Origin of the sequence: Variovorax sp. R-27 (assembly GCF_049913215.1) — a bacterium.
In the GTDB taxonomy this organism is placed as follows: Bacteria; Pseudomonadota; Gammaproteobacteria; order Burkholderiales; family Burkholderiaceae_C; genus Variovorax.
On sequence record NZ_CP183984.1, the window covers coordinates 5,352,339 to 5,372,200 of the forward strand.

Annotated in this window: 21 protein-coding genes; 7 read left to right on the forward strand and 14 right to left on the reverse strand. The window is 66.0% G+C overall.

Annotated elements, in window-relative coordinates:
• Positions 1–3: 3 nt before the first annotated feature.
• From ACN9MV_RS25000 to flgB, 12 genes are all read right to left on the reverse strand, one after another.
• Positions 4–285: a hypothetical protein gene (locus ACN9MV_RS25000; RefSeq protein WP_093057943.1), complete on the reverse strand. Its 282-nt coding sequence runs from the start codon at positions 283–285 to the stop codon at positions 4–6.
• A gap of 7 nt (positions 286–292) precedes the next feature.
• Positions 293–1,858: a methyl-accepting chemotaxis protein gene (locus tag ACN9MV_RS25005; protein ID WP_426389977.1), complete on the reverse strand. Its 1,566-nt coding sequence runs from the start codon at positions 1,856–1,858 to the stop codon at positions 293–295.
• A 66-nt stretch (positions 1,859–1,924) separates the two neighbouring features.
• The gene (locus tag ACN9MV_RS25010) at positions 1,925–2,407 is read right to left on the reverse strand and encodes a chemotaxis protein CheW (RefSeq protein WP_093057944.1); all 483 of its coding nucleotides are present in this window, start codon (positions 2,405–2,407) and stop codon (positions 1,925–1,927) included.
• Between the two features lie 34 nt (positions 2,408–2,441).
• Complete coding sequence (flgJ, locus tag ACN9MV_RS25015; RefSeq protein ID WP_426389979.1) at positions 2,442–3,422, reverse strand: flagellar assembly peptidoglycan hydrolase FlgJ; 981 nt, start codon at positions 3,420–3,422, stop codon at positions 2,442–2,444.
• A gap of 10 nt (positions 3,423–3,432) precedes the next feature.
• Complete coding sequence (locus ACN9MV_RS25020; protein WP_093178601.1) at positions 3,433–4,524, reverse strand: flagellar basal body P-ring protein FlgI; 1,092 nt, start codon at positions 4,522–4,524, stop codon at positions 3,433–3,435.
• A gap of 119 nt (positions 4,525–4,643) precedes the next feature.
• Positions 4,644–5,357, reverse strand: coding sequence for a flagellar basal body L-ring protein FlgH (locus ACN9MV_RS25025; RefSeq protein ID WP_426389982.1), 714 nt, complete (start codon positions 5,355–5,357; stop codon positions 4,644–4,646).
• Positions 5,357–6,139, reverse strand: coding sequence for a flagellar basal-body rod protein FlgG (flgG, locus tag ACN9MV_RS25030; protein WP_093077317.1), 783 nt, complete (start codon positions 6,137–6,139; stop codon positions 5,357–5,359). Before flgG ends, ACN9MV_RS25025 begins: the two co-directional genes overlap by 1 nt.
• Before the next feature lie 54 nt (positions 6,140–6,193).
• Entirely contained in the window at positions 6,194–6,940 is a 747-nt protein-coding gene (gene flgF / locus ACN9MV_RS25035) for a flagellar basal-body rod protein FlgF (protein ID WP_093057948.1), read from the reverse strand.
• A 43-nt stretch (positions 6,941–6,983) separates the two neighbouring features.
• Positions 6,984–8,204 (reverse strand): flagellar hook protein FlgE, encoded by a 1,221-nt coding sequence (gene flgE, locus ACN9MV_RS25040; protein ID WP_093057949.1) that lies wholly within the window; start codon positions 8,202–8,204, stop codon positions 6,984–6,986.
• Positions 8,205–8,253: 49 nt separating this feature from the next.
• Positions 8,254–8,937 carry a flagellar hook assembly protein FlgD gene (locus ACN9MV_RS25045; protein WP_093178605.1) on the reverse strand — a complete coding sequence of 228 codons (684 nt, stop codon included), beginning with the start codon at positions 8,935–8,937 and terminating at the stop codon, positions 8,254–8,256.
• 50 nt (positions 8,938–8,987) lie between these two features.
• On the reverse strand, positions 8,988–9,410 hold the full coding sequence (flgC, locus tag ACN9MV_RS25050; protein ID WP_093057951.1) for a flagellar basal body rod protein FlgC: 423 nt from the start codon (positions 9,408–9,410) through the stop codon (positions 8,988–8,990).
• Positions 9,411–9,434: 24 nt separating this feature from the next.
• A complete protein-coding gene (gene flgB, locus ACN9MV_RS25055) occupies positions 9,435–9,845 on the reverse strand; it encodes a flagellar basal body rod protein FlgB (RefSeq protein WP_093057952.1) in 411 nt (136 codons plus the stop codon).
• Positions 9,846–10,065: 220 nt separating this feature from the next.
• Here flgB and flgA point away from each other — a divergent pair, with 220 nt between their 5' ends.
• From flgA to ACN9MV_RS25080, 5 genes are all read left to right on the forward strand, one after another.
• Positions 10,066–10,776 (forward strand): flagellar basal body P-ring formation chaperone FlgA, encoded by a 711-nt coding sequence (gene flgA / locus ACN9MV_RS25060; protein WP_426389986.1) that lies wholly within the window; start codon positions 10,066–10,068, stop codon positions 10,774–10,776.
• Between the two features lie 74 nt (positions 10,777–10,850).
• Positions 10,851–11,174: a flagellar biosynthesis anti-sigma factor FlgM gene (gene flgM, locus ACN9MV_RS25065; protein ID WP_093077323.1), complete on the forward strand. Its 324-nt coding sequence runs from the start codon at positions 10,851–10,853 to the stop codon at positions 11,172–11,174.
• Positions 11,171–11,629: a flagella synthesis protein FlgN gene (locus ACN9MV_RS25070; RefSeq protein WP_426389988.1), complete on the forward strand. Its 459-nt coding sequence runs from the start codon at positions 11,171–11,173 to the stop codon at positions 11,627–11,629. The genes flgM and ACN9MV_RS25070 overlap by 4 nt, the downstream gene beginning before the upstream one ends.
• A 5-nt stretch (positions 11,630–11,634) precedes the next feature.
• Positions 11,635–12,057, forward strand: a complete 423-nt coding sequence (locus ACN9MV_RS25075; RefSeq protein WP_354337740.1) for a YadA-like family protein — start codon at positions 11,635–11,637, stop codon at positions 12,055–12,057.
• A gap of 50 nt (positions 12,058–12,107) precedes the next feature.
• Entirely contained in the window at positions 12,108–12,941 is an 834-nt protein-coding gene (locus ACN9MV_RS25080; RefSeq protein WP_426389990.1) for a winged helix-turn-helix domain-containing protein, read from the forward strand.
• Between the two features lie 7 nt (positions 12,942–12,948).
• On the opposite strand, the gene ACN9MV_RS25085 is transcribed toward ACN9MV_RS25080, so the two are convergent.
• Complete coding sequence (locus tag ACN9MV_RS25085) at positions 12,949–13,197, reverse strand: hypothetical protein (RefSeq protein WP_093057956.1); 249 nt, start codon at positions 13,195–13,197, stop codon at positions 12,949–12,951.
• Between the two features lie 216 nt (positions 13,198–13,413).
• Between ACN9MV_RS25085 and ACN9MV_RS25090 the strand changes: the two genes are divergently transcribed.
• Positions 13,414–14,205, forward strand: a complete 792-nt coding sequence (locus ACN9MV_RS25090) for a 4'-phosphopantetheinyl transferase family protein (protein WP_426389993.1) — start codon at positions 13,414–13,416, stop codon at positions 14,203–14,205.
• Here the strand turns inward: ACN9MV_RS25090 and ACN9MV_RS25095 are convergent, their stop codons facing one another.
• A complete protein-coding gene (locus ACN9MV_RS25095) occupies positions 14,206–15,033 on the reverse strand; it encodes a hypothetical protein (protein ID WP_426389995.1) in 828 nt (275 codons plus the stop codon).
• A gap of 437 nt (positions 15,034–15,470) precedes the next feature.
• Between ACN9MV_RS25095 and ACN9MV_RS25100 the strand changes: the two genes are divergently transcribed.
• Positions 15,471–19,832 (forward strand): ESPR-type extended signal peptide-containing protein, encoded by a 4,362-nt coding sequence (locus ACN9MV_RS25100; protein ID WP_426389997.1) that lies wholly within the window; start codon positions 15,471–15,473, stop codon positions 19,830–19,832.
• Positions 19,833–19,862 lie beyond the last annotated feature (30 nt).

Consider the following 19,862-nt stretch of genomic DNA (forward strand, 5'->3'; position numbering starts at 1 on the left):
TTTTCAGGAATCCTGGGCATTGACGTGCTGGAAGACCCTGTCGAGCCGGTCGGAGACCTTCGCGGCGTCGTGGGTCGAACGGGTGACCGAACTCGTGACGAGCCACGCGACGACACCGGCGGTGAGCAATGCAGCCACGCCCAATGCACACACCGTCAGGCGCGCCCATTCGTAGCCGGCGCCGGCCTTGAAGCCGAGGCTCAGCGCGACGGCCAGCAAGAGCAACAGAATGGCGAAGCCCACGCCGAGGCGCAGGGCAAGCCTGGGGCTGAGACGTGTGCGCATGGGTGCTTCAGGCCGTCTCTACTTCTTCGACGTCGGCGTCGAGCTTGAAGGTGCTGACGGCGCGCACGAGGTTGTCGGCCTGCTCCTGCAGCGAATGGGCAGCGGCCGAGGCTTCTTCGACCAGCGCGGCGTTCTGCTGCGTGACCTGGTCCATCTGCGTGATGGCCTGGTTGATCTGCTCGATGCCTGATGTTTGTTCCTGGCTGGCGGCGGTGATCTCGCCCATGATGTCGGTCACGCGGCGCACGCTGCCCACAATTTCCTGCATCGTGCGGCCGGCTTCACCAACCTGCTTGCTGCCGGCCTCGACTTTTTCGACCGAGTCGCCAATGAGCGTCTTGATTTCCTTGGCCGCCGCTGCCGAGCGCTGCGCCAGGTTGCGCACTTCCGACGCGACAACGGCAAAACCCTTGCCCTGCTCGCCGGCACGGGCGGCTTCGACCGCCGCGTTCAGCGCGAGGATGTTGGTCTGGAACGCGATGCCGTCGATCACGCCAATGATGTCGACGATCTTTTTTGACGATGCATTGATCGAGCTCATGGTGTCGACCACTTGCGAGACAACGCTGCCGCCCTTCACCGCGACCTCGGAGGCCGAGACGGCCAACTGGTTCGCCTGACGTGCGTTGTCGGCGTTCTGCTTCACCGTCGAAGTCAGCTCTTCCATCGAAGCCGCCGTCTGCTCCAGCGAGCTGGCCTGCTGCTCGGTGCGCGACGACAAGTCCTGGTTGCCGGCCGCAATCTGCCGCGAGGCCACCGCGATCGAATCGGTCGAAGCCTTGATGCGCGTCACCAGATCGGTGAGCGTGTCTTCCATCTCGCCCATGCCGCGCAGCAGCCGGCCGAAGTCACCTCCGCGCTCGGTCTCGAATTCCTGGCTCAGGTCGCCGGAGGCCACGGTCTCGGCGATCAGCAGTGCCTCGGCGATGGGCTGCACGATGCTGCGCGTCAGCAGCCACGCGATCACCGATCCGGCAACGACCGCGAAAGCAGCCAGCCCGACGAGCCAGGCCCGGCCCGACCGGTACTGCGCGCCGATGCCGGCAGCGGTCCTGTCGATCTCCTTCTGCTGATGGCCCACCATGGCGCGGATGCTCGCGTCGTAGCCGTCGAGCGCGGGCAGCAGTTGCGTGTCGGTCAGCTTCGTGGCCTCTTCCTTGCGGCCGTCGGCCTTGAGCTTGAGGATCTGGTTGCGCAGCTCGACGTATTCGCCGCGCTTCTTCTTGATGTCGGCGCTCAGCGCCAGCTCTTCTGGCGAGACCAGCATGGCCTCGAGCTTCTTTTGTGTTTCGGTGATGACAGCGCTGGTGGCCGTGATGTTCTTCTGCAGATACTCCTGCACGGCCACGTCGTCGCTCTTGAGCAGGGAGAAGGTGCGCACGCTGTTGGTGTTGGTGCCCAGCTGCCAGGCGGCCGCCAGCCGTTCCTTTGTCAGCGACTGTCCGGCCATGGCCTCCGTCGCATCGCCCACGCCCTGCAGGCGCAGCACGCCGATGGCCGCGGTGATGACCACCAGCGCCAGCACCAGTGCAAAGCCGGCACCCAGGCGCCGTCCGATCTTCCAGTCTTTCATGTGCGTCTCCTCGCGGAACCTCTGTGTGTCGTTGTTCTGATTGGCGTTGACGTGTGCGCCCGGCCTTCAGGCGGCGATCTTTTCGACGAGACCCATCTCGTCGCTGGACATCAGCCGGTCGATGTCCACCAGGATCAGCATCCGCTCTTCCAGCGTGCCCAGCCCGATCAGGTAGTCGGCGTCCAGCACCGAGCCCATCTCCGGCGCAGGCTTGATCTGATCGCCCGTCAGCGTGATCACGTCCGACACGCTGTCCACCACCATGCCCACCACGCGACCTGCGATGTTCAGCACGATCACCACCGTGAACTGGTCGTACGTCGGGTCGCCCAGCTTGAACTTGATGCGCATGTCGATGATCGGAACAATGATCCCGCGCAGGTTGACCACGCCCTTGATGTACTCCGGTGCATTGGCAATGCGCGTCACCGCGTCGTAGCCGCGCAGCTCCTGCACCTTCTGGATGTCTATGCCGTATTCCTCTTCGCCCAGCTTGAAGGTCACGACCTCCAGGCGGCTGCCTGCTGCGGTTTCTTGGGTCTTTGCCATGGGGTTTCCTTGATGTGGTGTGCGCGAGCGCGGCTCACCCGAATTTCTGCATGATGCGAACGAGCTTCTCGCCGTAGCGCGGATCGGTGGCGTAGCCCGCGCGCTGCAGGCCGTGCGCGGCCTCGGTCGGGTCGTCGGTGGCCAGCACGTTCGCGTAGCGCGGGTTGCGGGTGATGAAGCGCGCGTAGTCGGTGAAGGCTTCTTCGTACGAGGCGTAGGCGCGGAACTTGGCGCGCACCTTCTGCGGCTCGCCGTCGACGTATTCGGTGGTGGTGGTTTCGACCGTTGCGCCCTTCCAGCTGCGGTCGGCCTTGATGCCGAACAGGTTGAAGCTCTGCGTGCCGTCGTCGGCGCGAATCTCCCGCTTGCCCCAGCCGGATTCGAGCGCGGCCTGCGCAAGGATCAGCGGCGCGGGCACACCGCTGGCCGTGCTGGCAGCCTGCGCAGACGCACCCATGCGGCCCACGAAATCATCGACCTGCCCTTGCAGCGAGGCATTCGTACTGCCAGCACCGGGTGCGCGGCGCTCGCTGTTGAATTGATAGACGCTCAGGTCGGCCCCCACGCGGGCGGTCGGTGCCGAGCCAATGGGAATGCCCGCGCGCGGACCGTACGGCAAGCCGCCGCGCGGTTCGAGCGACATGGGCTTGGTGCCGATCTCGGCGTCGGCATCCGCATCAGGCGGCCCCGACGGCATGCTGCGCCGCAGCTGCGCGAGCATGGCCTCGGCCAGCCCCACGCCGCGCCCCGAAAGGTTCTGCGTGAGCTGCTGGTCGAACATCGAGAGATACACCTTCTGGTCCTGGCTCTCGAACAACCCACTGGAGGGCGTTGCCTCGCGCATGCTCTTGAGCACCATGTTCATGAACAGCGCCTCGAACTGCCGCGAGACCTGCTGCAGGCCTTCTTCCGGCGAGGTGCGCACGGTGCGTCGCAGGGCATCGACGCCCTGCACGTCGAGCGCGAAGCGCTGGTCGAGCGCGCCGCTGCGGTCGGTAGTGGCCGGTAGCGTCATCGCATCGAGCTCAGATGATTTCCAGCTCGGCGCTCAGTGCGCCGGCCGACTTCATGGCCTGGAGGATGGACACCAGGTCCTGCGGATTCGCGCCCAGGCTGTTGAGGCCCTTGACCACGTCCGACAGCGAAGCACCGCCGCGCACCATCTGGATCGCGCCGCCGCCCTGGTTCACCGAGATCTGCGATGTCTGCGCCACCACCGTGCTGCCGCCCGAAAGCGCTCCCGGCTGGCTGATGACTGGCTCGGTGTTGATGACCACCGACAGGTTGCCATGCGCAACGGCACAGTCCTTCACGCGAACGGCCTGGTTCATTACCACCGACCCGGTGCGCGCATTGACCACCACCCGTGCCCCAGCCTGCGTGGGCGTCACTTCAATATCTTCGAGTCGCGCGAGAAAACCCACGCGCTGCTGCGGCTCCGGCGCACGCACGCGAATCGACCGTGCATCGACCGCCTCGGCCGTGCCCGAGCCGAACTGCCGGTTGATTGCATCGACCGCACGCTGCGTGGTGCCGAAGTCCGACCGGTTGAGCTCGATCGAGAACGTGCCTTCAGCACCAACAGGCGCTTCCACAGTGCGCTCCACCAGCGCGCCAGCCGGAATGCGACCCGAGCTCAGCTGGTTGACCTGCACCTTGCTCCCGTTGGCCGCGGCACCCGCGCCGCCGACCACCATGTTCCCCTGCGCCACTGCATAGGTCGCCCCATCGACGCCCTTCAGCGGCGTCATCAGCAGCGTGCCCCCACGCAGGCTCTTCGCATTGCCCATCGAAGACACAGTCACGTCGATGTTCTGCCCCGGCCGCGCGAACGAAGGCAGCGTAGCCGTCACCATCACCGCCGCCACGTTCTTCAGCTGCATGTTCACGCCCTGCGGAATCGTGATGCCCAGCTGCTGCAGCATGTTGTTCAGGCTCTGCGTGGTGAACGGCGTCTGCATAGTCTGGTCGCCGGTGCCGTCCAGACCCACCATCAGCCCGTACCCGATCAACGGGTTGTCCCGCACCCCCTGAATGCTGGCGAGCTCCTTGAGCCGCTCCGCATGCACAGGCGCAAAAAACAAAGCACCCAACACGGCCAACGCCGCGATGCGCAAGCGAGCCGAAAAATTCGTGGAATGCCGCGGAACCGGCTTCGCCGGGCCGCAGGCATTGCCCCCTGCAAGGGGGGGGGAGTAGCGACACGAAGTGCGCGAAGCCTGGGGGTTTTTCATATTCAAAATGGCATGACGTTGAGGAAGATGCGCTGCATCCATCCCATGGTCTGCGCCTCGTCGATGTAGCCCTTGGCCGAGTACTCGATGCGCGCATCGGCCACCAGCGTCGAAGGCACGGTGTTGTTGCCCGACACGGTGCGCGGGTTCACCACGCCCGAGAAGCGGATGTACTCGGTGCCCTGGTTGATGCCCATCTGCTTCTCGCCACTCACCAGCAGGTTGCCGTTGCCCATCACGTCCGTCACCGTGACCGTGATCACGCCGTTGAAGGTGTTGTTGGCGTTGGCCCCGCCCTTGGCGTCGAGCTTGTTGGTGCCCGAGAGATTCGTGCCCTGCCCGTCGAGCAGGCCGCCGATGAGCTTGGGAATGGCGGAGAACACGCCGGTCGTGCTGCCCGTGCGGCTGGCGTTGGCGCCGGAATTCTTGGTGGCGTTGACCTTCTCGCTGATGACGATGGTCAGGATGTCGCCGACGTTGCGCGGGCGGCGGTCTTCGAACAGCGCATTGGCGCCAGGGCCATCCTGGAAGATCGCGCCGGGCGCGCGGCGCGGCTGCATTGCCGCGTAGTTGTCGGCGCGCGCCGTCATCGGCTGATGCACCAGCGGCTCGCGCGGAATCTGCGCGCAGCCCGTGGCCAGCACCGCGGCGGCAAGAAGCAGCAGCGCTCTCGCGGCCGCGCCACTCCCACGAAGAAGACGCACACCCCGCGACATCACAGCTGGGCCAGGCGCTGCAGCATCTGGTCCGAAGTCTGGACCGCCTTGCTGTTGATTTCGTACGAACGCTGCGTCGCAATCATGTTGACCAGCTCTTCCACCACGTTCACGTTCGAGGCTTCGACGTAGCCCTGGCTCAGCACGCCCGCGCCGTCGATGCCGGGGTTCACCTGGTTGGGCGCACCGGAAGCGTCGGTCTCGGCATACAGGTTCTCGCCCTTGCTCTGCAGGCCCGTCGGGTTCACGAAAGTCGCAAGCTGAAGCTGGCCGACCTGCACGGTGTTCGTGCTGCCCGCCTGCACCACCGAGACGATGCCGTCGCGGCCCACCGTGATGCTGGTGGCGTTGGCCGGAATGGTGATGGCCGGCTGCACGGGAAAGCCGCTGGCGGTAACGAGCTGGCCGTCGCGGTCGGTCTGGAACGAGCCGTCGCGCGTGTACGAGGTGGTGCCGTCGGGCATCAGCACCTGGAAGAAGCCGCTGCCGTTGATGGCCACGTCGGTGGGCTTGTCGGTCTTGGTGAGGTTGCCTTGCGAGTGGATGCGCTCGGTGGCGACCACGTGCACGCCGGTGCCGACCTGCAGGCCCGAAGGCAAGCGGGTCTGGTCGGACGACTGGCCGCCGACCTGGCGCAGGTTCTGGTAGACCAGGTCTTCGAACACGGCGCGGCTGCGCTTGAAGCCGGTGGTGCCGACGTTGGCGAGGTTGTTGGAAACCACGTCGAGCTGCGTCTGCTGCGCGTCGAGGCCGGTCTTGGCGATGTAGAGGGAGCGAATCATTTTTTGAAGAATCCTGCGGGTGTGTTGCGGGGCGCGCTGCTACGGATCAGCGAATCAGCCGTAGGCCAGCAGCTTGTTGGCGGCCTGCGCGTTGGTGTCGGCGGTCTGCAGCGACTTCATCTGCATCTCGAAGCTGCGCGCGTTGGCGATCATTGCCACCATGGCCTCGACCGGGTTGACGTTGCTGCCCTCGACCACGCCGGTAACGAGCGTGACGGCCTCGTCGGCCTCGGCGGGCGGCTGGCCGGCGCGCATGCGGAACAGGCCGTCGTCGCCGCGTTCGAGATCGGCGACCGGCGGGTTGACCAGCTTGAGGCGGCCGACTTCGGCAATGCCCGTGAGCGTGGTTGAAGATGCGTCGCGCGAACCCACCAGCCCGTTGGTGGCAATGCTCACGCTGGAGCCGGGCGGAACGGTCAGCGCGCCGTTGTCGCCGACCACCGGGCGCCCGCCCATGGTGGTGAGCTGGCCGTCGGCACTGATCTGCAGGTTGCCCACCCGGGTGTAGGCCTCGCCGCCATCGGCCGTCTGCACCACCAGCCAGCCCTCGCCGCTCACGGCCACGTCGAGCTCGCGGCCGGTTTCGGTCAGCGGGCCGTGGGTGAAGTCGGCGCCGGGCGTGGTGGCCGCCACGAAGGCGCGCGTGGGCGCCTCCTGCCCGACCACGGGCACCGCGCGGAAGTTGGCAATCTGCGCGCGAAAGCCCGGCGTGGAAACGTTCGCCATGTTGTTGGCAACCGAGGCCTGCTGTTCCATGACCTGCTTGGCGCCGCTCATGGCGACATACAACATTCGATCCACTGGGTGCTCCTGGTGTCAGTCGTTCTGCGTTGCTGTTGCCGCGTCAGCGGATGTTCATCAGCGTCTGCATGACCTGGTCCTGCGTCTTCACGGTCTGCGCATTGGCCTGGTAGTTGCGCTGCGCGACGATCAGGTTGACCAGTTCGGAGGTGAGGTCGACGTTGGACGACTCGAGCGCGCCCGACTGCAGCGCGCCGAGCTTGGTGCCTTCGCCCGGGGTGCCGGTGAGCGCGTTGCCCGAGGCCTGCGTTTCAGCCCACACGTTGTCGCCCTTGGGCTCCAGGCCGTTCGGGTTGGCGAACGACGACAGCACGATCTGGCCCAGCAACTTGGTCTGTTCGTTGGAGAACTTGCCGGTGATGGTGCCGTCGGCGTTGATCGAGAACGAGGTGAGTTCGCCCGAGCGGTAGCCGTCCTGCGCGAGCTTGCTCATGGCGTTGGCCGCGCCGAACTGCGTGGTGCCCGAGAGGTCGACCGTGGCGCTCAGCGCCGCGGCGCCGTTGGTGAAGGTGATCGGGCCGATGTTCAGCTGGCCGTTGGCCGGCGCGGTCATCTTGCCGGCGGAGTCGAAGGTCAGCGTGGTGAGCGCTGCGCCGGCGTTGAGCGCCGCGCCGTCGGAGGTGCCGTACACGCTCCAGGTGTTGGCGGGGGTGGCGCTCTTCACGAAGTACACGGACACGTCGTGAGGGTTGCCCAGCGAGTCGTAGATGGGACCGACGGCGTTCGAGTAGTTGAAGGTGTCGGAATCGGCCGCGTTGAAGGGCGTCTTGGTGGGCGTGGTGAGGCGCGCGTCGAGGTTGAACTCGGCGTTGATGCCGGTCGTGGCCTTGGGCGTCATGGCCGCGGTCGGGATCTGGATGGCCGCCGGCGTGCCGCCGCTGATGCCGCCGCTGGCGTTCACGCCGAAGCCGGTGAGGCGCAGGCCCGATGCGTTGACGATGTAGCCGTCCTTGTCGCGCGTGAACTGGCCGTTGCGCGAGTACATGACTTCACCGCTGGGGCTGCTCAGGCGGAAGAAGCCGTCGCCGTTGAGAATGGCCACGTCCAGCGGGCGGCTGCTCGACTGCGTCACGCCCTGCGTGAAGTTCTGCGTCACGCCCGACACCGATGCGCCCAGGCCGACGCGCGAGCCCGCGTACACGTCCTGGAAGGTGGCGGCGGCCGACTTGAAGCCGACGGTGCCCGAGTTGGCGATGTTGTTGCCGATGACGTCGAGGTTGGCTGCGGCCACGCCGAGTCCGCTGATGCCCTGGGAAAAAGCCATGTTGGTTCCTTGGTTCGATGCTGCGTTGAATGCGTTTTGAGAAAAAAGCTCAGAGGAACAGCCGCACGTCGGACAGGCTGATGTTGTTGCCCGTCATCAGTTCGAGCGAGACCCCGTTGGTGCCCTGCTTGACCGCGGCCACCTGCGAGAAGGTGAGCGAGGTGGCCTTCACGGTCGCGCTGCCGTTGGTGGCGTCGACGGTGAAGCGGTAGGCGCCCGCGGGCACCACGGCGCCCGTGTCGTCCTTGCCGTCCCATGTGACGGCGTTGACGCCTTCGGTCATGGAGCCGGCGCTGATGGTGCGAACAACCTTGCCGGTGCCGTCGACGATCTTGATGTCGACGTCGGAGGCAGTGCCGGGCAGCTCCACGGCAAAGGCCTGCGAGGCAGGTTCCTTGCCCTCTTCGGGAGCCTTGGTGGTGAGCGTGTCGCCCGGCGACAGCACGTTGTAGCCAATCAGCGAGGTGGCCTGCAGCAGCTGGTTGGAGCTGGTCTGGTTCACCAGGCCGGAGAGCGTGCTGTTGAGCTTCTCGATGCCGCTCACGGTGCTCATCTGCGCGAGCTGCGAGGTGAGCTCGGCGTTCTGCATCGGGTTGAGCGGGTCCTGGTTGTTCAGCTGCGTGACGAGCAGCTTGAGAAAGCGCTGCTCGCTGTCTTCGTTCGAGACGTTGCTGCTGGTCGCCGCTGAAGTGGCGTTCTGACCGGTGATGGACGAGGTGTCGGAGATGGCCATGGCGTGGTGCCTGTTCTGTTCTGGTGGATCTGATGAATCTGGCGATGGGTTTACTGGCCGATGGACAGCGTCTTGACCATCAGCGTCTTGGCCGTGTTGAGCACCTCGACGTTGGCCTGGTAGCTGCGCGAGGCGGAAATCATGTTGGTCATCTCCTCGACCACGTTGACGTTGGGCATCGCCACGTAGCCTTCGGCGTTGGCGTGCGGGCTCTTCGGATCGAACACGAGCCGCGGCGGCGACTGGTCTTCGATGACGCCCGCGACCTTGACGCCGCCGATGTCCCCGGCGCCGTATGCCGACGGCTCGACCTGGAACACCACCTGCTTCGCGCGATAGGGCATGCCGTCGGGGCCGGCCACGCTCTCGGCGTTGGCCATGTTGCTGGCGGTCACATTCATGCGCTGCGATTGCGCGGTCATGGCGGAGCCCGCCACGTTGAAGATGTTCATGGAAGTGCTGTTGAAGGGCATGGTGGCGGCCGCTCTTCTTTCTTGTTACTGCTGGATCGCCGAGAGCAGCGACTTGATCTTCGAATTGATGACGGTGAGGTTGGATTCGTAGCGCAGCGCGTTGTCGGCAAAGGCGATGCGCTCGACGTCCATCTCGACGGTGTTGCCGTCGAGGCTCGACTGGTTGGGCACGCGGTAGAGCAGGTCTTTGTCGGACGCGGCTTGCGCCTGCCCTGCAAGGTGGCGCGACGAGGTAGTGGCCAGCGACACCGACTGCGCCGACGCGCGGCCGCGCTCGACGGCTTCGCTCAGGCGCGAGCCGAAGTCGAAGTCGCGCGCCTTGTAGTTGGGCGTGTCTGCATGGGCGATATTGGCCGCGAGCACTTCCTGGCGCTCGGCGCGGAGGTTGAGGGCTTCGCGGTTGAAACGAAGCGCCGCATCCAGCTTGTCGATCATCTTTTTTCCATCCGTTGAGGCGTCGCCAATGCGCAAGCGCAGCGACAGATGGAAAGCGAGTCTATGCATGCATCGCGTTTGCAATCGCCCGAACAAAGGGGGTTTTCGCCTGCTGCTCGCACCTTCGATCGGCGGGCGGATTTCTAGAATTTCCGGGCGGCGGCATGCGCCCTCTTGCCGTGGCGCGCCGCAATCCAGGCCCTCTTTTCCGACACACCCGATGACCCTCTTCAAGCTTCGCAACCGCAGCCTGCCGGCACTGGTGGCCATGGTGTGCACGGCGTCCGCGTTCGCCGCCGCTGCCGATGCCAATGCCAATGCCGCCGATGTCAATACGGTCATCGAGAAATACCTGCAGGTGCAGACGGCGGGTTTGCCAGGCAAGGTGACGATCAACATCGACGCACGCAGCACCTCCAACCTGCCCGCCTGCGATGCGCCCGAAGCCTTTCTGCCGCCGGGCGCGACGCCCTGGGGGCGCGTGTCGGTGGGCGTTCGCTGCCAGGCGGAGCGGCCGTGGACGCGCTACGTGCAGGCACACGTCGCGGTGGAAGGCAGCTATTTCGTGGCCGCGCGCGCCATCGATTCGGGCCGCCCGCTGGGCGCGGGCGACGTTACCGAGCGCACCGGCGACCTCACGCGGCTGCCGCGCTCGGTCATCACCAGCGCGGCCGAGCTGGCCGGCGTGGTGACGGTCAACCGGGTGGCGCCGGGCGCGCCGCTGCGCAAGGAGCTGGTACGCGGCGTTACCGTCATCCAGCAGGGGCAGGCGGTGAAGGTCGTGGCGCAGGGCCAGGGCTTCGTCGTCAGCACCGAGGGCAAGGCCATGACCGGGGCCGTCGTCGGTGCCGTGGTGCAGGCCAAGACCCGCGACGGGCGGCTGGTCAGCGGCGTGGCGGACGAAGAGGGACAGATCCAGCTCGCCCAGTAAGCAGCTTCGTGCACGCCCTGCCTAAAGTTCTTGCCCAAGCTGCCGATATACGGGTCAGCCCCTGAGGAATCACCTTGAAAATCGATCAACCCGCCCCTTCGGCCACGCCCCCTCATCGCCCAACGCCCGCGCCGGGCGCGGCTACGGTGACCGGCGCTGATGCCGCCCAGCGCCCCAAGGAGGCGGCGCCGGCTTCCGCGCACGTTCATTCGCTGCCCAGCGCCGCGGGCACTGCCAGCGATTTCGACGCGGCCCGCGTGGCGGCGATCCGCGAGGACATCCGCGCCGGGCGCTACCAGATCCGCCCCGAGCGCATTGCCGACGGCCTGCTGGCGAGCGTGCGAGACCTGCTCGACCCCAAGCTCGACCCGAACAGCGGCAAGGGCGGCAACGAATGAAACCCACCCTGCTGACCCACCTGCGCACCGAGACTGCCTGCATCGAGGAATTCCTGTCGGTGCTGGACCGCGAGGCCCAGGCGATGTCGGACGGCGCGTTCACCGACCTGGCCGCCATTGCCGGCCAGAAGACCGTGTTGCTCGATCGCATGGCCGAACTGGACACGCAGCGCGAAGCCATGCAGGCGGCGCTGGGCTTCGAGCCTGGCCGCGTGGGTGCCGATGCTGCCGCAGCAGCCGGCGGCGCGGACGTGGCGCAAGCCTGGGCTGCACTGCTGGAGCTTGCCGGGCAGGCAAGAGGCCACAACCTGCGCAACGGCTCGATGGTCTACGCGCATCTCGATTTCACGCAACAGGCCCTGCACTTCCTGCAGGCCAGCGCGCAGCTGTTCTACGGACCGGACGGCGTGCGCAAGACACAGGCGGGCAGCGGCAACCGCCTCGCGGCGGGTTGATCGCCGTGCGGGCCGGGCTGCTGGTCATGCTGTGGCTGTGCGCCACCGCCCTGCATGGCGTGGCGAGCGCGGCGGACGGTGTGCTTGTCACCAACGTGGCGCCGGGCGTCCTGCCGGGCGACGCGGTCAACCTCGGCCAGCTGCAACAGGTGCCCGCTGCCCTGCGCGACGTGGAACGCATCGCGTACTCGGGCACGGCGATGGCCGTGGCCATGACGGCTGCGTACGTGCCCACGCTCTACCCCGGCGAGAAGACGGTGGGCTTGGCCGTCGGCACCTACAAGGGCTACACGGCGGCGAGCCTCGGCTTCAAGACCCTTTCGGACGACGGGCAGATGGCCTGGGGCATGGCCATCGCCAACGCAGGCCGGGACTGGGGCTTCAACGCCGGCATCGGCTGGAAGCTGCCGCGCGCGGGCGACCGCTGAAGCAGCCCTTCCACCCTCACCATCACCAACACACGGAACCCCTCGACATCATGAACAACGACGCTCACGGCGGCTCGCGCCAGGTGGCCATGGTGGGTTGCGACGAGGCCCAGGCGCAGGCATGGGGACAACGGCTGAGCCTGATGGGCTGCGCGCCGGTTCCCTTCGACAGCAGCGACGACTTTCTGCGCGCGGTAACGCGCGGCACGCAAGGGAGCCACTTCGACCTGTTGCTGGTGGTGCTGAAGGACGAGGGCGCGTGGCCGGTGCTGACGTCGATGTGCAAGGCGCTGCGCCTGCCGATCTTCCTGGTCGCCAATGCGCTGCAGCGCGAGCTGCTGGCCGAGGTGCTGCTGGCGGCGGAGCCCGAAGCGCAGGGCGCGAGCATCGATTTCGCGGTGCTGCCGGTCGACGACTTCGAGGTGGAGTTGCGCGTGCGCGAAGCGCTGCGGCGCAACGAGACGCTGCTGCATCCGCCATCGGTGAATGCGCTGTTCGGCGACTACCAGTTCATCGGCAGCCGCAAGGTGGTGGTGCACAAGGGGCAGGACATCCGCCTGAAGCCGCGCGAATTCGAGCTGGCGCTGCTGCTGTTTCGCAATACCGGCCGGCTGCTGGAGCGCGACTGGCTGCTGGGCTCGCTGTGGATGGACTCGCAGGTCGAGCGCAGGAGCCGGGTGCTCGACTGCTGCGTGGCGAACATCCGTCGCAAGCTGTCGCTGCACAAGGACAGCGAGTTCATGCTGCACTCGGTGTACGGACGGGGCTACGAGCTTCGCCATGTGCCGGGCTCGCCGATTGCAGGCACCGTGGACGACTCGGGATTTCCGGACACGTCGAACGAGCCGATCTGGCTGGGGGAAATCTCCCAGGCACGGGCGTAGGAGCCTGTCAGGCCTGGGAATCGCTCCCGCGGCGGCGCCGGGTCGTCCATTCGTCGACGAAATACCGGGCGCGGGAGCGGACCCGCTCGAGCGCTGCTTCGCGCGAGGGCTGTTGCGTCAGCACGAACACGCAGCGCTGCACCCGTCCCTGCCGGAGTTCGGCCTTGCCGGCATAGGTGCCTTCCAGGGTCTTTTTGAGGTCCAGCCGGCACGTCCAGCCTTCAGGGAGATTGAAGTCGACGGGGTCTTGGGTCATGGCGTATCGAAGAATAGTTCTCCGCAGGCCGTTTGAAAATGTGACGATCGCCAGCCTCGAGGAACCGCCACCAATGGGCGGGTGCCTGAGCGACCTCTACCAACGCCAGCAGACCGTCCACCCGAGTATCAGCCGGCAACCTTAAGCCGAACTGAAGGCCGGAAAATAAGAGCGCTGGCGTCATGGAAGATCGCGCCACCCGAGCAAGAATTGCGGATGCAACAACTGCAGATCGACTCGCACCAGGTTCACCTGTGGCACCTGTACGTCCCCGAACAGGACGACGACGCCACCTGCGAAGAAAAGGGCATGGCCCTGCTGGCGCCCGAAGAGCGCGAAAGGCACGGGCGCTTTCACTTCGCCCGTGACCGGCGCCGCTATCTCATGACGCGGGGGCTGATCCGCTCGCTTCTCTCCTGCTATGCACCAATCGCCCCGCAGGACTGGGAGTTCGAGAACAACGCCTATGGGCGCCCGCGGATCGCCAACGCACTGCCGCAGGCACAGCGCCTTCGCTTCAATATTTCGCACAGCGCCTCGCTCATCGTGGCGGCGCTGACGGTGGAGCGCGAAGTGGGCGTGGACGTCGAGCACACGGCAAGGGCCGCCCCGCTGGAGATTGCGGAGAACTTCTTCTCCGCCAGGGAGGCGAAAGAGCTGCAGCAGCTTCCGGCCGGGCTTCAGCCTTCACGCTTCTGGGATCTCTGGACGCTCAAGGAAAGCTATATCAAGGCGCGCGGAATGGGGCTGTCTCTGCCGCTGGACCGGTTTTCCTTCAGCTTCGACGACACCAATCGCGTGGCAATCGACTTCGAGGACGGCCTCGAAGATTCCGCAGCACGCTGGCAGTTCTGGCAGCTTCAGCCAGACAACGCGCACGTCGTGGCCCTCTGTCTTGAGCGAACTCAATCGCAAGACGTGCAGATCCTGTGCCGGAAGGCAACGCCGCTGCTTGCGTCCTTCGGGGAATTCCAGGGCATGGTGACGCGCCGGTCAGCAGGTAGCTGACTACTGACTGGCTGATTGGCCGCGCTCCGCCTCGAATTCGGCCCGGTTCCACAGGCCGAAATACAGCACCTCGGACCATTGCAGACCGAGCGGATGCTCCGTGGCGCCGGTGCGGGTGCTGTCGCAGTCATCGTCCAGCCGCAGCCCGAAAAAGGCGTCGAGCGGGGCGGCGCGCTTCTGCATGGTCGCCTGTTTCAGCTGCCGCCCTGCCTCGGCGATGTCGGCCGGCAGGGCATCGATGGCGGCGCCCACGCGCAGGCACCGCGCGATCTCCTGTTCCACGCAGGCTCGCAGCGCCGCCTCATCTGATTCGGACATGGTGTCGAGCTCGATCGTCTCCAGCAGCAGGTAGCGGTCACGATGGGCTTCGAGGAAGGCGATCGTCTCGTCGAGCCAGATGGGCAGATGCACCAGCGCCGTGGACGCACTCGCTGGCTCAGCGGGGGCCGTTTCCGTCTGTGGCGAAACCAGCCGCTTGAGACGCCCGAGGAAAGACACCGGCTGCGCTGAAACGGCAGGTTGCGGCTCGGGTGCCGATGCTTGCGCCGCGAGGAGAGACCGCACGATGTCGATGAAGCGCCGCACGCGCTCGAAGCCCGGATCGAAGATGCTGCTGATCGCATGGAGCCTGACCTTGTGCTCCGGCTCGTCGTCATCGAAGCCATCCGACACCAGCGAGGCGCACAGCTGCGGATCGCCCGACATGAGAAGCCGGTACATGAACGGCACGTCGTACGGCCATTCGGACAGGCCCGAAATTGTTTCCGGGCGGTCGGCATATGCGCCGGGCCGATTGCTGACGCTGTAGAGATAGGAACGGTTGGCCATCTGGAACTCCCTGATTCGCGCGCCATTGTTCGAGCGCTACTGCCCGATTCTAGGAGGTAGGCCCGGCTGAATGACTATTCCCAAGAAACCTGAAATTAAGAAAAAACTTCAACAAAATCAAATACGCACCAATAAGAGGCATCACTTTTTTGTCGCCACCGATATCAAAATAGTGATTCAGAAAAATAACTACATTGAAAAAATAAAACAACTGTGATATTCATTTAATTCACTAGTATTTTCATATTACTATTCATCGATAACGCTCGATTTAAAATACAAATCAATTTGACACAATGACTCCAAAATGCGACATGGCTAGTTGCAAATACCCGCCCTCCTTTTAAGATTTATTTAGAAATAATAATTTCCAAGTGTTTCTTAAGTGGAATGGCCTCACGACCATTCAATAGTTTTCCAACGGATGGATGGGGCTCATGAACACAACTTATCGCTCGCTCTGGAACGAATCCCTTGGCGCCTGGGTAGCGGCGTCGGAACTCACTTGCGCACGCGGCAAGCGCAGTGGGAGTTGCGTGACGGCCGGTGCACTCACGCTGCCCCCGTCGAGGCGCCTGCGCTCGGGGATCATGACCGCGCTGCTGACCATGGGCGGGCTTGGAGGGGCCTCGCTGGCGCAGGCGCAAGCGATCTGCACTGCGGGGCCGTACTACGTCTATAGCGGCAGCTCGACTTGCGCAGGTCAGCAGTCCCAAGCGACTATGGGCGGAGCCACAGCTATAGGCTTTAACGCCAGCAGTACGGGGCTGAATGCCACGACTCTCGGCTACGGCGCTATTGCCTCGGCGGTCAATGCTCTTTACCTGGGCGCGCGTACCGCTGGAGGAACCGGAGCAACCGGAGAGTCGTCGATTGCCATCGGTACGGATGTCGCCTCCACTGGAGCGGGGTCCATCGGTATCGGCGTGCAGTCGAAAGCAACTGGAAACGGCGTTGCCGTGGGTGCGTCAGCCGTTGCCTCGGCGACGGGCGTGGTCGCAGTGGGCGGTGGCGCCACGAGTTCGGCAGTCAACGGTGTAGCTGTTGGCTCCGGAGCCAGTGCGTCCGGAGTCAACTCCGTTTATCTAGGCGCACGCACCGCCCCGACGGCAGGTTCGCTGAGCGAGAGTTCGATCGGAATCGGTACGGACGTGACTGCGAGCGACACATACGCAACCGCCATCGGCTTCAACACGAAGGCGACCGGGCTGCGCAGCGTTGCCCTTGGATACCTCGCAAATGCGGCCGCATTGGATACCGTTGCGCAAGGTACCCGCAGCCAGGCAACAGCTCAGAACGCCATCGCCGTCGGCTTCCAGTCGATCGCGTCCCAGCTGAATTCGGTCTACATCGGCTCGCGTACCGGCGCGGGAACGGGGGCCACTGCAGTCGGCGCCGTCGCCATCGGCACGGATGTGACGGCGTCCCAGCTCAACACCACAGCCATGGGCTTCCAGAGCCAGGCGACCGGACAAAGCGCAGTGGCTGTCGGGTCGACTGCGGTCGCTTCGGGTACCTCTGCAATGGCGCTGGGGACGGGCACGCTCGCAAACAACGTCAATGCTGTCGCGCTCGGCGCTTCCGCCAATGCCACCGCGGCCGGCGCCAGCGCCCTGGGCACCTTTGCCAATGCTTCGGGAGCGAACTCCACAGCGGTCGGTGTCAGCTCGACGGCCAGCGGCTTGCGCGGGTTCGCTGGCGGCTGGGGGAGCAACGCCGTAGGCGCCGATGCCGCAGCCATCGGCACGTCGGCCAACGCGGCAGGAACAAGCTCGGCAGCGCTCGGCAACCTCGCCAATGCTTCGGCGGATTTCTCGCTGGCCATGGGCAACCAAGCCCTATCGAGTGGCGTCGGCTCGGTCGCGGCGGGGTCGGGAGCCAACGCCGCGGCCGACGGGACCGTCGCGATGGGCAACAACGCTGCTGCAACCGTCACGCGCGCAACCGCACTGGGATTTGGCTCGGCTGCGAGCGGCCAGAACGCCACCGCAGTGGGTTCGCTCGCCAATGCGTCCGCAGCGCAGGCGGTCGCTATCGGCAACAGCGCCAATGCCTCGGCGCTCAATGCGATAGCGATGGGCACCAACACCGTCGCCGACTCCGCCGATGCGGTCGCGATCGGCAACAGTTCCAGGGCCACCGGCGGCAAGGCGGTGGCCATCGGCTCCGGCAACGTCGCCAGCGGCAATGGCGCCGTGGCGATCGGCGACCCGAACACCGCCACCGGCAACGGCGCGATCGCGAATGGCCTGGACAACACCGCCACCGGCAACGGCTCGGTGGCCATGGGCAACACCAACAAGGTCGGCGGTGGCGGCCAGGATGTGAGCGTGCCCGGCACGGCGGCTCAGGGCGCAGTCGGCATCGGCTACCAGAACACCGTGGTCGGCCAGGGCAGCGTGGCCATCGGCAGCACCAGCAAGGCGCTGGCCGCGGGCGCGGTCGCGTTCGGCGACACGGCGGTGGCGAACAATGCTGGCGACGTGGCGCTGGGCTCGGGTTCAGTGACGGCGACAGCGGTGGGAACCGCTGGCATCACGATCAACGGCACGCCTTACACCTTCCAGGGCACCACGCCAACGAGCACGGTCAGCGTCGGCTCGGCAGGCTCCGAACGCACGATCACCAACGTGGCGGCCGGCAGGATTTCCGGCACCTCGACCGATGCGATCAACGGCTCGCAGCTGTCCGCCACCAACTCGGCGATCGCCGACGTGGCAACGACGGCGGGCAAGGGGTGGAACCTGAGCGCCAACGGCGGGGCGCCGCAAAATATTGCGCCGGGCGGGACCGCGGATTTCGCCAACGGCAGCAACACGACCGTCACGCGCACGGGCAACCAGATCAAGGTCGATGTGGTGGCGGATCCGACCTTCAATTCCGTGACCACCGGCAACACGAAGATCGACAACAACGGCCTGACCATCGTGGGTGGTCCGAGCGTGACGCTGACCGGCATCGACGCTGGCAGCAAGGTGATTACCAATGTGGCGCCCGGCGTGGCAGGTACCGACGCCGTGAATATCGACCAGCTGACCACCACGGTGGCCGGCAGCAAGACCAGGTACTACCAGGTCAACTCCACAGGCGGGGGCAACGAAGCCAACGACGGCGCGACCGGCGCCGACGCCATCGCATCGGGCAAGAACGCAACGGCCGCAGGTGCCTCGAGCGTGGCCATGGGTTTGGGTGCCACGGCCGGCACCGCCAACAGCGTGGCGCTGGGCGCGGGCTCGGTCACGGCGACGGCAGTGGCGACGCCGAGCACGACGATCAACGGCACGGTCTACAACTTCCAGGGCATTGCGCCGGTGGGCACAGTCAGCGTCGGCACGTTTGGCGGCGAGCGCACGATCACCAACGTGGCGGCCGGCCGGATCTCCGGCAGCTCGACCGATGCGATCAACGGCTCGCAGCTGTCCGCAACCAATCAGTCGATCGAGGACCTCAGCACCACCGTTACTGCCAACAAGATCAGGTACTTCAGCGTCCAATCCACCGGTGGCGGCAATGAAGACAACCTCGGCGCGCAGGCAGCCGACGCTGTCGCCGTAGGCAAGGACGCCAGCTCGACCGTCAACGGCGGGGTCGCCCTCGGTTCAGGCTCCGTCTCCGACCGCGCAGTCGCAGGCAGCACCGGCAACATCCCCGCGGGCAGTTCGCTGATCCCCTTCAACACGACCGACCGCACGCTGCTCGGCGCCCTCTCCGTCGGCAGCGCCACTACCTACCGCCAGATCACCAACGTGGCCGACGGCACGCAGGCGCAGGACGCCGTCACGGTGCGCCAGCTCAGCGGCGCGCTGCAGTCGTTTGCGGTCACGCCCATCCAGTACTTCCACGCCAACTCCACGGCGGCCGACTCGCTGGCCATCGGCACGGAATCGGTGGCGGTCGGCCCGCAGACGGTGGTCAACGGCAACAACGGCGTGGGCATCGGCAATGGCGCCATCGTGCAGCAGAGCGCACCGGGCGGCATTGCAATCGGCCAGGGTGCGACCTCGCACCTGGCCGACTCCATCGCGCTGGGCACGCAGTCGTCGGCCGCCGCGGTGCAGGGCGTGGCGCTGGGCGCAGGCACCAGCGTGACGCAGGCCGGCGGCGTGGCGCTGGGAGCTGGCTCGGTGGCTTCGACTGCGGCAGGCGTGGCAGGCTATGTGCCGCCCACCGCCACCGACGCGCAGCGCATTGCCATAGGCGCGACCACCAGCACGCTGGCGGCCGTGTCGGTGGGCAATGCCGCCAGCGGCCAGTTCCGCCAGATCACCGGCGTGGCCGCGGGCACGGCCGACAGCGACGCGGTCAACGTCTCGCAACTGCGGGGCGTGCAAGGCCAGGTGGCAGTGATCGATCAGTCGACGGTCAAGTACGACACCAACGCGGACGGCACGACCAACTACAACAGCGTGACCATGGGCGGCAGCAATGCCACCGGGCCCGTCACGGTGCACAACGTGGCGCCGGGCGTGGCGGGCACCGACGCGGTCAACGTCAACCAGCTCAATGCGGTCAGCGGCGGCCTCAACAACCGCATCAACGCCCTCAGCGACCGCCTCGACGGAGTCGAGAAGAACGCCTATGCAGGCGTTGCCGCGGCCATGGCGCTGCAGATGCCCGGAAGCTACGTTCCGGGCAAGACGGTCATGCGCATCGGCGCGGGCTCCTTCAAGGGCCAGAGCGCGGTGGGCGTCAGTTTCCGGCGTACCTCCGAGAACAACGCCTGGAGCATCACCGGCGGCGTGGCCACCAGCCGTGCCGGCGTGGGCGCCACCGTGGGCGCGGAATGGGTCTTCAACTGATCGCCGTACGAATGAACTGGACGCACCCCA

What these genes read in the sequence shown, in the direction of transcription:
- ACN9MV_RS25010 (WP_093057944.1), bottom strand. Translation starts at nt 2,407, where the DNA reads ATGGCAAAGACCCAAGAAACCGCAGCAGGCAGCCGCCTGGAGGTCGTG.
- ACN9MV_RS25085 (WP_093057956.1), bottom strand. Translation starts at nt 13,197, where the DNA reads ATGACCCAAGACCCCGTCGACTTCAATCTCCCTGAAGGCTGGACGTGC.
- ACN9MV_RS25090 (WP_426389993.1), top strand. Translation starts at nt 13,414, where the DNA reads ATGCAACAACTGCAGATCGACTCGCACCAGGTTCACCTGTGGCACCTG.
- ACN9MV_RS25095 (WP_426389995.1), bottom strand. Translation starts at nt 15,033, where the DNA reads ATGGCCAACCGTTCCTATCTCTACAGCGTCAGCAATCGGCCCGGCGCA.
- ACN9MV_RS25045 (WP_093178605.1), bottom strand. Translation starts at nt 8,937, where the DNA reads ATGGCCATCTCCGACACCTCGTCCATCACCGGTCAGAACGCCACTTCA.
- flgC (WP_093057951.1), bottom strand. Translation starts at nt 9,410, where the DNA reads ATGCCCTTCAACAGCACTTCCATGAACATCTTCAACGTGGCGGGCTCC.
- flgJ (WP_426389979.1), bottom strand. Translation starts at nt 3,422, where the DNA reads ATGACGCTACCGGCCACTACCGACCGCAGCGGCGCGCTCGACCAGCGC.
- ACN9MV_RS25025 (WP_426389982.1), bottom strand. Translation starts at nt 5,357, where the DNA reads ATGTCGCGGGGTGTGCGTCTTCTTCGTGGGAGTGGCGCGGCCGCGAGA.
- flgG (WP_093077317.1), bottom strand. Translation starts at nt 6,139, where the DNA reads ATGATTCGCTCCCTCTACATCGCCAAGACCGGCCTCGACGCGCAGCAG.
- ACN9MV_RS25080 (WP_426389990.1), top strand. Translation starts at nt 12,108, where the DNA reads ATGAACAACGACGCTCACGGCGGCTCGCGCCAGGTGGCCATGGTGGGT.
- ACN9MV_RS25005 (WP_426389977.1), bottom strand. Translation starts at nt 1,858, where the DNA reads ATGAAAGACTGGAAGATCGGACGGCGCCTGGGTGCCGGCTTTGCACTG.
- flgA (WP_426389986.1), top strand. Translation starts at nt 10,066, where the DNA reads ATGACCCTCTTCAAGCTTCGCAACCGCAGCCTGCCGGCACTGGTGGCC.
- flgB (WP_093057952.1), bottom strand. Translation starts at nt 9,845, where the DNA reads ATGATCGACAAGCTGGATGCGGCGCTTCGTTTCAACCGCGAAGCCCTC.
- ACN9MV_RS25070 (WP_426389988.1), top strand. Translation starts at nt 11,171, where the DNA reads ATGAAACCCACCCTGCTGACCCACCTGCGCACCGAGACTGCCTGCATC.
- ACN9MV_RS25000 (WP_093057943.1), bottom strand. Translation starts at nt 285, where the DNA reads ATGCGCACACGTCTCAGCCCCAGGCTTGCCCTGCGCCTCGGCGTGGGC.
- ACN9MV_RS25100 (WP_426389997.1), top strand. Translation starts at nt 15,471, where the DNA reads ATGAACACAACTTATCGCTCGCTCTGGAACGAATCCCTTGGCGCCTGG.
- flgE (WP_093057949.1), bottom strand. Translation starts at nt 8,204, where the DNA reads ATGGCTTTTTCCCAGGGCATCAGCGGACTCGGCGTGGCCGCAGCCAAC.